At 37.3% G+C, this 16,762-nt stretch carries 14 protein-coding genes; 10 read left to right on the top strand and 4 right to left on the bottom strand.

The window, feature by feature from the left end:
- Window positions 1-214: 214 nt before the first annotated feature.
- From JW841_07410 to fabZ, 7 genes are all read left to right on the top strand, one after another.
- Window positions 215-1,675 carry a HAMP domain-containing histidine kinase gene (locus tag JW841_07410; protein MBN1960759.1) on the top strand — a complete coding sequence of 487 codons (1,461 nt, stop codon included), beginning with the start codon at window positions 215-217 and terminating at the stop codon, window positions 1,673-1,675.
- 75 nt (window positions 1,676-1,750) lie between these two features.
- Complete coding sequence (locus JW841_07405) at window positions 1,751-2,650, top strand: TetR family transcriptional regulator (GenBank protein ID MBN1960758.1); 900 nt, start codon at window positions 1,751-1,753, stop codon at window positions 2,648-2,650.
- Window positions 2,647-4,050 (top strand): TolC family protein, encoded by a 1,404-nt coding sequence (locus tag JW841_07400; GenBank protein ID MBN1960757.1) that lies wholly within the window; start codon window positions 2,647-2,649, stop codon window positions 4,048-4,050. The genes JW841_07405 and JW841_07400 overlap by 4 nt, the downstream gene beginning before the upstream one ends.
- 77 nt (window positions 4,051-4,127) lie before the next feature.
- Complete coding sequence (locus JW841_07395) at window positions 4,128-5,093, top strand: efflux RND transporter periplasmic adaptor subunit (GenBank protein MBN1960756.1); 966 nt, start codon at window positions 4,128-4,130, stop codon at window positions 5,091-5,093.
- Entirely contained in the window at window positions 5,093-8,182 is a 3,090-nt protein-coding gene (locus JW841_07390) for an efflux RND transporter permease subunit (GenBank protein MBN1960755.1), read from the top strand. Before JW841_07395 ends, JW841_07390 begins: the two co-directional genes overlap by 1 nt.
- A gap of 236 nt (window positions 8,183-8,418) precedes the next feature.
- The gene (gene fabG, locus JW841_07385) at window positions 8,419-9,141 is read left to right on the top strand and encodes a 3-oxoacyl-ACP reductase FabG (protein MBN1960754.1); all 723 of its coding nucleotides are present in this window, start codon (window positions 8,419-8,421) and stop codon (window positions 9,139-9,141) included.
- Between the two features lie 27 nt (window positions 9,142-9,168).
- Window positions 9,169-9,597, top strand: coding sequence for a 3-hydroxyacyl-ACP dehydratase FabZ (gene fabZ / locus JW841_07380; protein MBN1960753.1), 429 nt, complete (start codon window positions 9,169-9,171; stop codon window positions 9,595-9,597).
- Window positions 9,598-9,688: 91 nt separating this feature from the next.
- Here the strand turns inward: fabZ and speA are convergent, their stop codons facing one another.
- Entirely contained in the window at window positions 9,689-11,602 is a 1,914-nt protein-coding gene (gene speA, locus JW841_07375) for a biosynthetic arginine decarboxylase (protein ID MBN1960752.1), read from the bottom strand.
- Window positions 11,603-11,688: 86 nt separating this feature from the next.
- Window positions 11,689-12,018 carry a hypothetical protein gene (locus tag JW841_07370; protein ID MBN1960751.1) on the bottom strand — a complete coding sequence of 110 codons (330 nt, stop codon included), beginning with the start codon at window positions 12,016-12,018 and terminating at the stop codon, window positions 11,689-11,691.
- A 68-nt stretch (window positions 12,019-12,086) separates the two neighbouring features.
- On the opposite strand from JW841_07370, the gene JW841_07365 reads away from it, so the two are divergent.
- From JW841_07365 to JW841_07355, 3 genes are all read left to right on the top strand, one after another.
- Complete coding sequence (locus JW841_07365; GenBank protein MBN1960750.1) at window positions 12,087-13,154, top strand: quinone-dependent dihydroorotate dehydrogenase; 1,068 nt, start codon at window positions 12,087-12,089, stop codon at window positions 13,152-13,154.
- 87 nt (window positions 13,155-13,241) lie between these two features.
- A complete protein-coding gene (locus JW841_07360; GenBank protein ID MBN1960749.1) occupies window positions 13,242-14,567 on the top strand; it encodes a C40 family peptidase in 1,326 nt (441 codons plus the stop codon).
- 97 nt (window positions 14,568-14,664) lie between these two features.
- The gene (locus JW841_07355) at window positions 14,665-15,411 is read left to right on the top strand and encodes a hypothetical protein (protein MBN1960748.1); all 747 of its coding nucleotides are present in this window, start codon (window positions 14,665-14,667) and stop codon (window positions 15,409-15,411) included.
- 23 nt (window positions 15,412-15,434) lie between these two features.
- On the opposite strand, the gene JW841_07350 is transcribed toward JW841_07355, so the two are convergent.
- Window positions 15,435-15,827 (bottom strand): hypothetical protein, encoded by a 393-nt coding sequence (locus JW841_07350; GenBank protein MBN1960747.1) that lies wholly within the window; start codon window positions 15,825-15,827, stop codon window positions 15,435-15,437.
- Window positions 15,828-15,861: 34 nt separating this feature from the next.
- A complete protein-coding gene (locus JW841_07345; GenBank protein ID MBN1960746.1) occupies window positions 15,862-16,458 on the bottom strand; it encodes a PilZ domain-containing protein in 597 nt (198 codons plus the stop codon).
- Between the last annotated feature and the right edge of the window lie 304 nt (window positions 16,459-16,762).

The raw sequence follows: 16,762 nt of genomic DNA, 5'->3' as shown, positions 1-16,762 counted from the left end.
GTATTGGTCGCTTTAATACAAGTGATGAAATTGATAAAATTATTAAACAATTTATTAGCAGTGTTGAAAAATTACGTTTGATTGGTTAGACTAATTATTATTTTTAAAATAAGATTTATAAAATTATTTTTGTGGGTATATTTATATTATTTCGCATTAAGTTGTGCCAGAATCGAAAAAACGGTAACATATAGCAAAACATTTTATTACTCTTATGATTCTACCACAATTATTTTCTATTATTTCAGCTACTTTTGCATTTGTCGTAGCTTTGTTAGTGTTGGTATTTACACGTGCGCCTGGCTGGCATAATCAACGACGATTTGTTTATGTCGCATTGTCTGCAGGTTTGTATGCAATATCGTTTTACATTTATTTGGTTGTTGAATCATCAACTATAATTATTATATTTTCAAAAATAGGATTGTTGACTCTGGCTACGCATGTAGTTGCATGGTCTTATTATGCAGATGCAGTGTTACATAAGCATACAGTTCGCATCCGCCATTTATTGGTTTTGCTATGTGCAAGTGCGGCGGTGCTTGTATTTTTGCCAGGACTTGTTTTTAGCGATGAAATACGTACATTAGCGATAGCTAATAGAGTATTTGTATATAAATCTCCGACACCAACTATTTACGCTGGTATAGTGTTTTTGACTATAGCTTGCGGTTTAGTTTATGTCGGCACCCGTTTTGTTATTGCAATTAAGAGAGGCTACCCGCGTGCCTTGTTGCATACCTTATGTATTGTGGCACTGCTGCTGATGGCTACTAATGATTCATTGGTTGTATACGGTTTATTGCTTACTCCATATCTTTTAAATGCTGGTCTTATGTTACCAGTTGGCTTTGTAGCATATGAGATTATTATCCATTTTAGCAAAGAAGCGAATGCACTTAACGAATTAAGAACGCATCTTGAAACCTTAGTCGAAGAACGCACTCAAACTCTTGAAGTTAGCCGTAAAGCATTAGAACAAACTGATGCTTTAGCAACAATCGGGAGAATAGCCTCATCGGTTGCGCATGAAGTTAATAATCCAGCAGCAGCAATATTAGGAAATATTGAATATCTCCAAGATGCCATAAATAAATCTAAAACCATCCCCGATGACACCATTGAGTGCCTAGATGATTGTGAAAAAGCTATTCGTAAAATTGCAACCATTACTGGGCAATTACTAGATAGTAGTCATAGTGCCATTGATAAAAAGTCTATGAGCTACCCAGTATCAATTATGAAAGTTATTAACGATAGTGTAAATATGCTAGGCCATCAAAATTCATCGGATATAAAAATATATATCGATGTAAGTAATGATTTTATGGTGTTAGGACAAAGTGAAGGTCTTATCACAGTATTAAAAAACATTATAATCAATAGCATTGAAGCTATTCAACGCAGTAAAAAGGGTACATGCGTTAACATAACAGCTAAGCGACAAGATAATAATGCATTCGTTGTTATAGCTGACGATGGACCAGGAATGGATGCAAATACGCTAAAACATGCTTTTGAACCATTTTTTACAACAAATAAAATTGGGCGTGGTGTCGGCTTGGGGTTAACCGTAGCACGCGGTTTAATTAACAGCATGGGCGGAAGCCTAAAAATCGAAAGTACTCTTACTTTAGGCACTAGCGTTTTTATTACATTAGCAATTGCAATTTAATGAATGAATTACAAAAAAATCGCGATACTCTTGACAGATTTATCCATTGAATGAATAATATCTAACTAGGCAGTCATGATTCATTCATTACTTGAAAATAAACGAATCAATGAACGGCATCAGCAAATGCGTGAAAGCATTCAAGCTGCGGCATTGGTATGCTTTTCTGCTAAAGGGCTTACTGGGGCCACAATGGCTGAAATCGCTAGAATAGCAGGAATGTCTCCAGGAACTATTTATTTGCATTTTAAAAACAAACAAGAGTTATTTGAATCACTTGGCAAACCAGAATTAGCACAACCAGACGTACGTATTAGAGTCCGTCGTAAAAAAATTTTACAAGCTGCTTTAAAGGCTTTTAGTGAAAAAGGTTATGCCGCAACAACAATGGAAGAGATTGCTATATTAGCTGGTTTATCAAAAGCGGCAATCTATATGCATTTTGAAAGTAAGGCCGAATTGTTTTTAGGAGTGTTTAAAGATTCATCTTTACTTAGTGTATTAGAGCGTTCCTTTGATTGTAAACGCGCTAAAAAATGGCAAGAAGTATCATCCACACATGATTTTGAAAAATTTATTATTGAGTTAGTTAATGCATTTTTAAATGTTCACAACAATCCAGAGCATATTGATGTTCTGCGATTAATTTTATCAGAAAGTATGCATGATAGTGAAATTGCAGATATTGTAGTTGAAAAAATGAGCAAAGGAACTGCTAGTGAACTTGCAAAACGATTAGCTAAATTTAATTTAGGCAAAGTGTGCGAACTATTGCCATTGGCAGAAATAGTAATGAGTACTATGTTCGCATGGGTTTTAATGCATCAATTGCTTGCTCGGCCCAAAAATAGGAATAAATCACAACCAACCCAACAGGCAGCAAAACAAATAGCTCATTTACTTTTATATGGGCTAGCTGGCTATAAAGAAGAACGTATCATTTCATCACGTGCTTCTAAAAAGAGGAAAGTATGAGTTCAATATTGGTATTTAGTTTATTATTTTTTCCAATTTGTGCATCTGAAAATGCCGAAGTACTTACGTACGAGCAAGCACTTATTGAAGCAAAAAGTAAAAATTTAAATCTTAAAGCTGCTCAAGCAAAGCTTGAACAAGCAAATGAAATTTCACGTAAAGCATGGGCAGCTTACTTACCTACTATAACTGCAAGTGCTGCGTATACTATAAATAAAGAAGAGCAATTTACTACAATGCCTACCGGCTATTGGATTCGCACATTACCTACAGGTGCCACTAATCCTAATGGGCCAAATAATGATGCTGATATTCCAGGTACTCCAAGTAATGATATATTATTCCCAAATGGAGCTGCGACTACAGTACTGCAACCTAAAAAACAGCTTGTTGGACAAATTGCGCTTACTCAAGCGTTAATTGTTCCGCCATTACTTGCGGCAATTAAGTCATCATATGCCTCTGAAAAAGTTGCCAAACTTAATGTAAACAATATGCAACAAGAAGTTTTATTCTCTGTTGCACAACTTTATTACAATGCAGTTGGTTTAAAGCAAGCACTCGCTGCCCAGCAACGTTTACTCGTGGCAACTTTAGCTCATGAAAAAGATGCAGCAACTCGTGTTAAAGCTGGAACTATGCCACGTATCGCTTTAATTCGAGCTGAAATAGATCGAGCCCGGGCTGAACAGGATGTACAGCGTGCTGAAAACGCACTCGTTTCAGCAAAGATTGCCTTAGCTACAATGATTCAACGCCAAGGAAATTTTGAAGTTGTTGAGCCAAATGATCCCGAAGTTAAAATCGAAACGAATAATCTTGAAAAGTCTGCGTTAGAAAATCGCCTTGATGTTTTAGCTGCTAAGGCTGGTGAAAATTTAGCCAGCATAGCACAAAAAAGTGCATGGCTACAGTATTTACCAAGTATTATTGGTAGTGCTTCGTATCAATACGCTAACTTTGGTGGGACCATATTTGATACTAATCCTAACGCTGATGATAGCACCAAAAGTTGGGCGATTACTATTAGCGCATCCTGGACGTTATGGGATGGTGGTTTGCGTGAATGTACAATGCGTGAGAGTGAAGCTTATCTTGTTGAATCTAGAGCAACAGCACGTGCCGCTGAACAACAAGCTATTGATGATGTTCGCCGTAGTCTATTAGATTTAGAAAGTGCCCGTGCAAATACCAAAAAGGCAAGTGAACAACTCACTTTGGCACGCGAAAATATGCATTTGGTTGAGGTAAATTACAAAAGCGGTGTGGCTACTCAGCTTGATGTAACTGATGCCACCACACAGTTAACTACCGCAGAATTAGGTGCTATTGGTGAGCGACTTAATGCGCAACTGGCTACTTTGCGATTATTAAAAGCGGCGGGACTATTCCAACCTTAATTATAGCAACAGAGATTTTTAAAGAGCCCAAAAGGATTATATTGGCGCTACTTAAAAAAAACTAGAAGGCAAATTTCATGAAGTATCCATCAATGATTTTTTTAGCCGCAATCACATTCAATATGTCTTGCCGTCAACAAGATAGTAACCCTGCTATTGCTGCAACGTTCACGCCTGCGAATAAAACAAAAGCATCTGAATCTGAAACAGCTAAAACCACAAATGATGCTCCTGCGATTATTGATAAAGCATCACTGCCAGAACAAAAAAATGAGCAAGATTCTACAGATTTCGAGTTACCTGGTGTCGCTGCGGCAATCCGTAGTACGCGCCTTTCTATGAAAACTGGTGGTATATTAGACTCAATCAAAACACGTGAGGGTACATGGGTAAAGACTGGTCAACCATTGTGCTCTTTAAATACTATTGATCTTCGTCTTCGTGTAGAAGGTGCTGAAGTAACATTTAAACAAGCCCAAGCTGGAGTACAGAACGCTGAACAAGATCTAAAACGTGCTAGTGAGTTATTTAAAGGGGGCGCCGCTACTGACCAATCAATAGAAAAAGCTGAATTAGGTTTGATAATGGCAAAACTACAAGCACAAGCAGCCGAAGTTGCACTTAAAGCAGCACGGCAGTCATTATACGATGCTACATTACGAGCTCCTTTTTCAGGAATAGTAACTAAATTATTTGCAGAAGAGGGTATGATGATTACCACCATGCCTCCAACCGCAATTTTGCAATTAGTTGACACTAGCACCCTCGAAGTTTTGGTGCATATTCCTGAAAGAATGGTGCAACAGATTAAGGTAGATCAGAAAGTACTAGTGCAATTGCCAGCAATTAAAATCGAGCGTCATGCAAAAGTCGATCGCATACCCGAAGTAGTTGATCCTGAAACGAGATCGCTATCAGCATATATACATGTCGACAACAAAGACCGCTTAATTCCTGCCAATCTTTATGCAAGAGTACGCTTTTTAGGACTGCATACTGAAGCCACATCCAATTCAGAATCTATGGCTTCAGGAGTACATTAATGAGAATCTCAGAAGTATCTATACGAAGGCCTGTGTTTACCGTCATTATGTCGGTGGTATTACTTTTATTTGGCTTGTTATCATATTTTCGTCTCGGTGTTGATCAGATGCCGAAAGTTGAAGCCCCTTTTGCTTCAATTTCTGTTGAGTATCCTGGTGCAGATCCTGAAGTCGTAGAAAATCGTGTTATTAAACCCATTGAAGATTCCGTAGCTACGATATCAGGTTTAAAAAAGATTTCTGCAACCGCGGTTGAAAGCTATGGCTTGGTAATGGTTGAATTTGAATTATCAGTTAAAGCCGACCGTGCTATTCAAGATGTTCGAGACAAAGTTGCTAAGATACAAAGTGATTTACCTTCTGATGCCGAACAACCGGTAATTGAAAAAATTGAAATTGGTGCTGCACCTGTTGTGGCGCTTGTTCTTACAGCTCCTGCTAAAGATTCTATGGCTCGTATTACTTATGTAGCTGACCAAATTGTTAAACCACAAATTCAGCGGTTAAATGGTGTCGGAACAGTTAATATAATTGGCAAACAAACACGCGAGATTCATGTAATTGTTGATCCTGAACGACTTCGCGTTTACAATTTAACCTTAAACGATGTGCAAAACACTTTATCGTATGGCAATCTAGATGTTCCAGGCGGTCGCATTACCAGTAAAAATATTGAATATCTAGTTAAAACCCATGGCGAAGCAACTCGTCTTGATCAAATTAAGAACCTTGTTGTTGCTAGTCCACAAGGCGCTCCAATAAAAATTTCGGATATCGCTCAGGTAACGGATAGCACCGAAGAAGCTCGTACGATTGCAGCTTATGATAAAAGCCGCGCTTTGTCTCTATTAGTATTAAAACAATCAGACGCTAATACGGTTGCAGTATCAGATTCTATTATTGACGCAGTAACAAATAAAGAGATTGATCTGCCCAATGGCTATAAGCTGCAAGTGGCGCAGAACAGCTCAACTTTCACTAAAAACTCTATTCATGCTGTACGTGATGATCTTATACTTGGTGCGTTACTTGCTATAGCGGTTATATTGTTTTTCTTGCGCGATGGCCGTGCTACTTTTATTTCTGCACTAGCATTGCCAACAAGCGTAATTGCAACTTTTGCCTTTATGCGGGCAATGAATTTTACCCTTAATAATTTGACTATGTTGGCGCTATCTTTATCAATCGGTATGTTAATTGATGACGCCATTGTTGTTATTGAAAATATTTATCGTCACATTGAAGCAGGCAAGTCACCATTTTATGCGGCCAAAGATGGTGTAGGGGAGATAGGTTTAGCAGTTTTTGCTACTACTCTATCTATTGTCGCTGTGTTTGTGCCTGTCGCATTTACTGAAGGTATGGTAGGTCGTTTTTTCTATGAATTCGGTATCACCGTAGCTTTTGCAGTGCTGGTTTCATTATTTGTGTCATTTACTTTAACGCCTATGGCTGCTGCACGTTTATTAAAACATCATAATCCTGGAAAATTAGCTAAAAGGATAGGTGCAATCCTCGATGAGATCGATCGAATATATCGACGCACAATTTCTTGGGTTTTAAATCATAGTATTAAAACTATTGCTACCGGCGTCATGGCATTAATTGCGGCTTTATTGCTATCTCGATATATACCAATAGAATTTCAGTCCAATATGGATACCAGCGAAATCGATGTCGCTTTTTATATGCCAGAGGGCACTAGTATTGATGCAACATTCGCACGCGGCGAAGCTATAGCGAGTTTGATTAAGCATAGTATCCCTGAAGCTTTACATGAATTAATCACGGTTGGTGCTGGCAGAAGCCAAAAGGTTAACGAAGGCAAAGTATTTGTTAAACTCGTAAATTCTCGAGAACGACAACGTTCACAACTTGAAATATCAGCTGATATCCGCAAAAAACTGGCGAAAGAATTTCCGCAAGAACTCACGGCCGTTTCACGAGCAGCACAAGCTGGCTCTGCCGGAGGAGAAATGTTTTCGCGTCCATTAAACATTCAATTGCGTGGTGAGGATATGCAAGAACTGCGCAAAGCTTCTCAGAATTTAATGAACAGCTTAAATAACATCAAAGGATTCGTTGATTTAACCGCTAGTGATCGTGGTACTAGACCACAGCTAGGTTTTACTCTCAAACGAGATAAAATTGCTGACGCAGGTTTAGCACCTGTACAAGTTGCTATGGCTATTCGTACTGCTATTAATGGCACTAAAGTTTCGCAATTTCGTGATGGCTCAGATCGTTATAACGTAGTGGTTAAAGCGCCAGATCGTTATCGCCATGACTGCAGTGCAGTACAATCTATTCCATTAAGAACGCCGATGGGTGGGATTATCGAAATTGGTGAACTAGTTGAACCTGCATATGAAGAGGCACCATCACAAATAGAACGCGAAAATAGAATTCGTCAGGTTACTATTCTTGGTAATCTTGATAATATAGTACTTGGCGATGCTCAAAATATCGTTAGTGATATTGTAAAAAAAGTAATTCCATCCAGTGTAAAATTGAGCTTTGGTGGTCAAGGCGAATTAATGAAAGAAACTTTCATTAGTCTCACTTCGGCTTTACTGCTAGGTGTTTTATTAATTTATTTGGTGCTCTCAGCACAATTTGAAAGTTTTTTGCACCCTATTACTATCATGATGTCATTGCCGCTATCATTAGTTGGTGCGTTAAGTGCAATACTACTTACAGGTCAAAGCATGAACATTATGACCTTTATTGGTTTGATTATGCTTATGGGGTTGGTTACTAAAAATGCCATTCTGTTAGTTGATCGCGCAAACCAAAAACGTAGTGATGGTGCTAGCATCCGTGAAGCTTTAATTGAGGCAGGTGTTACACGATTACGTCCAATATTAATGACAACAGCAGCTATGATTTTTGGGATGTTGCCAGTTGCGATTGGACTGGGCGAAGGTTCAGAACTTCGTTCGCCAATGGGTATTGCTGTCATCGGCGGATTAATTACTTCAACTTTACTTACTCTTTTAGTTGTACCAGTTGTATATTCTGCCCTCGAATCAATTAAGAGAAAACTTTTTAAACGTTCTGAGCTTAAATTTGAGGATATGGCTGCCTAATTATTTTTTATATATTGTCATTTTTTAATATAAAGTTTTAAAGACTGGCAAAACTGGTATAATCTTTTTCACTTATTGGCACAAAAATAAAATTTAATAGCTATAGTTACTAGGCCTAGCAATATGCAATTAATTATTCTATGAGACGATGAAAATTAGATTAGCTTTACAATTGCTTAGCTAGGGACAAACCCTAGCTAAGATTCATAATATTTTTAAGCAAGGGGTATATAAACATGCCACTGGCGCTAGTAACTGGGGCAAGCAGAGGTATTGGACGTGCAATTGCGATTGATTTGGCTCGCGCGGGATTTGATCTAATTATTACTTATCAAAATCGTCGAGATACGGCTCTATCAGTACAAAACGAAATAAATGAACTAAATAGAAAAGCATATGTTACTAAACTTGATATTTCAGCAGGTACCGAAACTGAAAAAACTGTTGAAGCCTTGATTACAGAACATGGTTGTCCTTATGCTCTAATCAACAATGCAGGTTTAACGCGAGATGTTCCATTTGCAATTATGAGCAGAGCAAGTTGGTCTGAAGTAATTGATGCTAATTTAGGTGGTTTTTATTCAGTAACTCGTCCAGTATTACGACATATGATGCGTAGAAAGTCTGGGCATATTGTTAATCTTACTTCTGTATCTGGTGAACGTGGGAACGCTGGCCAAGTTAATTATGCTGCAAGTAAGGCTGGAATTATTGGTGCCACCAAAGCTTTGGCTCTTGAAGTTGCTTCACGAGGTATTACCGTTAATGCGGTTTCTCCTGGTCTAATTGAAACTGAAATGACTCGTGATTTACCCCTTGATAAACTTGTGAAACAGATCCCGATGAGGCGTCTTGGTTCTCCTGAAGAAGTTGCGAAAGTTGTAACTTTTTTATGTTCCCCTGCAGCATCATATGTAACTGGACAAGTAATTGCTGTTAATGGAGGACTATATACTTAAAGTTGTACTGAATTTGTGAGAGAGATTATGGATTCAAATTTGCCATTAGCAAAATTAATTTTGCCACATCAAGAACCTTTTCTTTTTATTGATGAAGTTTTGATCTGTAAAGAAGATTATGTTGTTGCAGTACGTACTTTTCGTATTGAAGAAGATTTTTTTGCTGGACATTTTCCAGGACGACCGATTGTGCCAGGAGTATTGTTAATAGAAGGTATGGCGCAAACATTTGCTTATTGGGGGCTTCGTAATAAACGTTCAAAGGCGGTATATTTAACTGGAATAGATCGAGCCCGTTTTCGCAAGCCAGTACTTCCTGGTGATCAAGTGCAATTTGAAGTTCATGTTGAAAGTTCTCACATGGGCTTAGTGAGCGCTAGTGCAAAAGCCAAGGTGAATAGTTCTCGTGTTGCAGAGGCATGCCTAACTGGTAGGTTTGAACAAATACAGAACTAATAAAAAGGCAAAATGCAATTTATTTAGTATACTAAAAATAGTATTCAAATTTGCAATCAATTAGTAAATAGCTGTTCGATAATATAGTCAATTAGTCACGCTCCAAATAGGTATAGCCAGAAAGTCCATCTTCAAAAGAGCGTAACAAATAGCGTGATTCATCAAGAGTTATTCGTTGAGTACGTAAAGCCAATTCAGTAGCACGACGCATACGAGCCATTATATCATCGCGAGAGTAATTTACATAACGTAGAACTTCGGTAACAGTGTCTCCTGGTGCAACATGCTCAATAAAGTAACCACCACTTTCTGGAATAGTTACCTGCACATCGTTGGTATTACCAAAAAGATTATGTAAATCACCAAGAATCTCTTGATAGGCTCCAACTAAAAATATTCCTAAGTAATAATCTTCTCCCTTCCAGGGATGCAATTCAAGAACATGACGAATATCTCTACGGTCAATAAAACGCTCAAGTTTGCCATCTGAATCGCAGGTAATATCAGCCAATACTGCGCGTCGAGTGGGTTCTTCAGTGAGACGGTGAATAGGCATTACTGGAAATAGATGATCTACTGCCCATGAATCAGGAAGAGATTGAAAGATGGAAAAATTGCAATAATATGTGTCAGATAGCATACGGTCGAGAGATTCGAGATCTTCAGGTATATCTTCAAGACTATTACGGATTTTTAAAACTTTATGACATATACTCCAGAAAATATTTTCAGCGAGCACTCTTTGCATAAGTGATAAGTGACCAAGAGAGAATAGCTGTAAACTTTCTTCTTTAAAATCTAAAGCATCATGGTAACTTTCTAATACATTTTTGCGAGTGAGTTCTTTATAAGTTGCCCACAAGTTTTTAACTACTTGTGATGTGCCTTCTGGTAGCGTTTCAGGTAGGCTTTTATTCTCAAATTCACGTACACCTAATACATCAATAACTAATACTGAGTGATGTGCAACAACTGCTCTACCAGATTCAGTAACAATAGTTGGGTGAGGAACACCGCCAGTATCACACATTTCTTTCATGGCATAGATAAGGTCATTAGCGTATTCTTGACGCGTATAATTCATGGAAGAATCAAAGTTAGTTTGGGAACCGTCATAATCAACACCAAGTCCACCACCGACATCGAAATAATGCAACGGGGCACCCATTTTTGATAATTCAACATAAAAACGACCGCCCTCGCGCAAGGCAGATTTAAAGTTACGGATATTTGAAATTTGTGAGCCGAGATGAAAATGCAAAAGTTCAAAACAATCTATTAATTCATGCTCGCGCATAAAATTAATGGCTTCCATAAGCTCGCTTGAAGAAAGCCCAAATTTTGATCGGTCACCACCAGATGATTCCCATTTGCCAGCACCACGAGTTGATAATTTTACTCTTACGCCAATATGTGGTCTGACACCAACTCGTTTTGATACGTTTGCAATTACCTTAAGTTCTGAAAGCTTTTCTACAACTAAAATTACCTTACGACCAAGCTTGCTAGCTAATAACGCTGGTTCTACGTATTCTTCGTCTTTGTAACCGTTACAGATAATAAGCGCTTCTTCATCATCAAGAAGCGCCATAACTACTAACAGTTCAGGTTTGCTTCCAGCTTCAAGGCCATAATGATACACCTGCCCAACTTTAAGTATCTGTTCTACAACATTAGCTACTTGATTTACTTTAATTGGATACACACCACGATATTCGCCTTGGTATCCTGATTCAGCAATTGCTAATCTAAATGCCTCATTAAGCTCTATTAGTCGTCGTGAAAGAATGTTATTAAATCGTAGCAGTAGCGGTAAACCAATGCCACGGCGTTTGACTTCATCGACCAATTCTTTAAGATCAGCAGCAGCATTTGGGTTATCACCATAAACAATGATATGACCTTTATCATTAACACCAAAATAAGGCGCTCCCCAGGTTTGCACTTCGTATAACTCAATTGAATCAGCTAAAGTCCATTTATGGGGTACGCTATTGTTGTTCACTGTCTTAACCCTCGAATGTTGCTATATAAAATAGTGATTTTAAGCGTTTTTGAAGGATTATTGATCATAGGTCAATCTAATTTGTTCTATTTTATTGATGACGAAGATAATTTTAAGCGTTTACGTATTTTCATTATTACTGGAGTTATTGCTAACGTTGCAATAATTCGTAACGGCGAAGTAAGCTTGGTGGCAATATACGCTGCGGTCCAGGTACCAGCAGTGGCGCTTACACTTTCAATTTTAAAACCTAATTGAATAGCAACTCCAAAACCTATAAACACAACTAAAAAGATAAAAAGATAAACCCAAATAGCTAGTTGCCCATAATCAATAACCAACGCTCGCAATCGGTTTTTTTTAGGTAATTTTTGCATAATTGCAGCAAAAGAAGAATTTGGCTCAGTTTTAGACATAGTAATAGTGATATAAAGCACAAAAAAACACTTGCCAAGTAGCTGCATTTGTTTAAGTTCCAATATTCGTGATTAATACATTTAGGTTTTATGGCCCAATTTTACGTTTATTTCCTCCTGAAATAGCGCATGAGTTAACCATCCGTGCATTAAGTTTAGGATTAGCCCCGAAAGTAAAAAACCACGCAGATCCAGCATTGGTTTGTCGAGTTTTCGAAAAAGAATTGCCCAACCCTTTAGGTATGGCAGCTGGTTTTGATAAAGATGCTGAAGTTATTGAGCCATTGTTCGATCTCGGATTTGGTTTTGTTGAAGTAGGTACAGTGACACCACAAGCACAACCAGGTAATCCACGTCCGCGAATGTTTCGTTTACGCAAAGAGCGGGCAGTGATTAATAGAATGGGTTTCAACAATAACGGACTTGCGGCCTTTACAGGACGTTTAGGACGATTTCGGGCAATTGGTAACCCTGTGGCTCAAGCGGTTGTTGGGGTAAATTTAGGGAAAAATAAAACAGCTTATGATGCAGCAGCCGATTATATTTCAGGCATTAAAGCCACTGCAAAATTCGCCGACTTTTTTGTTATTAATATTTCTTCACCTAATACGCCTGGCTTAAGGGATTTACAAAATTACGATTCACTGATGGCTTTACTTGAACGCATTCAAACCGCGCGTGGAAAAATAGCAAAACCACCACCTTTGTTTGTAAAAATTGCTCCTGATTTAGCTGAACAAGATTGTGAAGATATAGCCCGAGCAATGCTGCAATCATCTGTTGACGGCTTAGTAATAAGCAATACCACGATACAAAGAATGCCAAATTTAGATAGTCGCTGGCATGATGAAAAAGGTGGATTATCAGGACCACCTTTAACTAAAGTATCAACAGCCTTAATCCGTCGAATGTATGGCCTTACCGATAAAAAAATTACTATTATTGGAGTGGGGGGAGTAGCCAGCGGCAAAGATGCTTATGAAAAAATTAAAGCCGGAGCTACGTTAATCGAGCTTTATACTTCTATGATTTATGCTGGCCCAATTATGATTTTAAATATCTTACAAGAGCTTAAAATGCTTATGAAACTTGATGGATATACGCATATTAGCCAAGCTATTGGCGTTGAACCGTAAGAAAACATAATTTAAGATTTTACTAACGACCTGCATGTAACAGTTAGCAAATTTGCGGGTTTTTCTAATTTATATTAATAATTATATATGCGCACCTATTCAACGATTTTGGCTATTTGTTTTGTTATTACCCTCTTATTGTTTAACTCAACAGCCCTTGCTGTAAATGTCACAAGTGATGCAAATCGCAAGCAATCGTTAATTGAGTATATAGAACACCGAGATGATTTAAACAGCAGTGAGCGCCAAAAATGGCAGAAGCAAATACGTTTGATATTTGGTGGCAAAGCCATAAAAGATGGTAGCAATGAAGGGGTAACAGCAGCCAAATCGGTTATTGCCGCAGCGATTTTTTATGATATTGAGTATAAACAAGCTATTAACTCGGCTTATGATGCTTATCATGATGTACATCGTTGGGTCCCATTGCCTATTGCAGTTTTGTACCAGGTTTTATCTTTTTCTGGCCACAAACCAAAAGCTAGTCCACGTGAAATGGCTTTTAATTTCCCACGGCATTTCGATGAAGACATCGCCCCAGAGTTAGTAACTTGGTGGAGTGAAAAATTGGCCGTAAATAGTATTCCAAAGACCAAAATACATCAGGTAAAAAAAGCGTTAAAAGAAACTCGCGAATTAATGAAGCCAATGTTACGCGATCGTTTGTGGCAAGCCGCACAATATGAAGCACAGATAAATACAAAGAACGCTAAAACTACTGCATTTCGCAAAAATCTTAGTATTTTAAGTGAAGAAATAAATCGAGATTATAAAGAGGTGTCAAACAATAACATAGTTAATGATAAAAATCGTTCTTATTATGAGCGTTATGGCGCAATATGTAGTGAGCTTAAAGAAAAGCCACATGAATTACCAATAATACCAAGACAAGAAATAAAAACGACTCCGGTTAAACAAAAACCTAATCAAAATATACAAACGACTAGCAAACAACCCACAAAAACTTCTGTGAATGATTCACCATCGCCACAAATGCAAGATAAAATAGTCAGTATAACAGACAATGTAAATACCCCTAAAAACTGGCCAACACCACTCGTGGCGGCCACAAAAGGGTGGCTTGGTACTCCTTATCTATGGGGTGGTGCTAGCAAAAAAGGTGTTGATTGTTCTGGTTTTTCACAATCTGTATATCGTGAGGGTGCTACTTATAATTTGCCGCGTAGCTCAGGAGCCCAATACACTATTGGCGTTCCTGTTTCTAAGAATCAATTAAAAACCGGGGACTTAGTGTTTTTTGATACCCTTGATCGTGGTCGAGTAACCCATGTTGGTATTTATATTGGTAATGGGCAAATAGTTCATGCAAGTTCATCCAAAGGCGTTACCCACGCTGATTTTAGTAAACAATATTACCAACGTGCGTATTTGGGGGCACGGCGAGTTTTTTAAAATAGATTTTTGCATTTAAATATTGATAATATTTGTAACTATCAAGTAATATGAAAAGGTATAGTAGTAAATAACAAATATGAAGGAAGATTAAATTATGACAAAAGAATTGAATATCGATTTATCAAGTCCCAGAACCTATAAAATATTTGATAATGCAGGGGATATTAGAGCCGCTAACGATTTCTTAGTTAATAAATATAATGAAATAGTTGGTGGTAATGGTGAATTAAATTTAGAAGCCATCACTGATTTCATCTGGAACGCTATAGTTCTTCCCCCGAAAACCGATGACTCCAAGAATATTAACGTCACTGCAGATGAAATGCAGTTTGCTAATATGCTATACGCATGGATGAAGCCTCGTTATATATTAACAAAAAGAAAAGAGATATTTGCAAAAGAGTTACTTGATATTGTGTCTACTTTAAGAATTCTAACCTTAACAATTGAAGCATATAATAAAGAAAAGGATTTAGAAGATTCAAAAGATTCAAAAAAATTAAAAAAAATCGACAGAGTAAATAGTCATATATCAATACTTTTGTCGGACATTTATGCATTAACTAATATTGTGGACGACACATTAAATGACGATAATGAGTATAATAGAGAAAAGCAGAAATTTATTAGAAAGGCGGCCAGACAAATTCTTTCACAAATACCATACGATGATAATACGACTTATCTACAATTCATTTGCGCAAATCTCGACAAAATTAATTATATGAAAAAACATGTTTCAGTTAATTATAGCGGCATTAATCGGGCCTTGTTTCTTAGTACAACCAAAAAAGATATTGCAGAAAATTTAAAATGGTTAAAATTAAAAGAAACTGATTAATCGCATACCTGGCTGGCACCAGGCTATTTTTCTTTTTTTAATTTTGCTTTCGGCGTACGAATTCCATACTTATTATTTTTTATTGCGGGTTTTATATCGAAAGTATTTTGCGCTTTTTGCAGTGTATCTTCATATTCCAAAAACAGTTGAACAGCATTTTCTTTACCCAATATCATTATTGCAAGCTCAAGGATTTGCTGGGTTACAGAGTTAATAAATGAAACATTAGATAAGCGCATTGCAACAATAAATAATTGTTTTATAATTAGTTCTCTATTCTTTTTGTTTAGTTCTGATATTTTAACAGCCCAAGATTGAAGTTTTACTTCTGGCATTACTAAGCTTTTATCTCTTAACTCAAAATCACTGATAATCTTTTTGATTAAAGGATGAAATTCATGTTGTTTTATCACCACAATTAATTCCTATTGTGTATCAATTTTATATAATTTAACGCTTCGTGTTTTTTTTGGTTTTTTCATTATCTTTATTAGGAGGCATGATTGTTTTTCTTCGAATACGGCCTTCGCTATCAAGGCGTAGCTTATCACTAATAAATTCAGCTTCAGTACCTTCAAGATTCATTTTACTTACTTCCCAAGCTACAATAACATCGCGCAGCAATTCATTGTTTGATGTTGGCTTTTTAGTTCTTCTGCTCACATAATCTTCAATAAAATCTCCAAGTTCTACTGTTAAAAATGAGGTCGCTAAAGCGGTTTTAGCATCAGCATAGTAGTGAATAAAACGCATACCAAAGCCTGATATTGAGCCGGCGCTAGCTTTATTTTGAAACCGAACCTCACGAATTATAACTCCACGTACTTTAATTGTACGATCGTCGTTGGGCATTTTAAATTCAAGATTGAGTTCTAAACCGGGTTTTAAGAAAAATTCAGCCGCAAAAAAAACACCGGTTAAACTAATATCAGCAGTATAAGCAGTAGCTAAAAACTCACGTTTGCCGTCACTAAAAGTTAATCGTACAGGGATTTTTTCTTTTGCACGAGGGAAACGGCGTTTTTGAGGTCGCAACGTTTTCATCATAGCATTCATAGCCAATAATCACGGTTCGTTTATTCTAATTGTATAGCGCTGAGCGTAACTGTGGTGCAAGGTAAGTTTATAAATATCTGTAAATAATAGAACTTTATTTTGTGAGACCGGATATTTTGAGTGAATAATATTCCCGTGGGTAAGATATGCTTAAGTTGTAACCAATAATATATTTTTTATCTGTTACTGACAAGCACTTGCAATAAACTTTGTTACTGATACGGTATATGTCCGCAGTATAAGCACGGGTAAATGTCCGCGATCAACATGGGCAAGGTGTAGTAGTTTGTCATGG

It is taken from the genome of Deltaproteobacteria bacterium, assembly GCA_016931625.1.
Lineage (GTDB): Bacteria > Myxococcota > XYA12-FULL-58-9 > XYA12-FULL-58-9 > JAFGEK01 > JAFGEK01.
The sequence above is the reverse complement of the archived record's forward strand: the minus strand, read 5'-3'. Positions and strand labels throughout refer to the sequence as shown.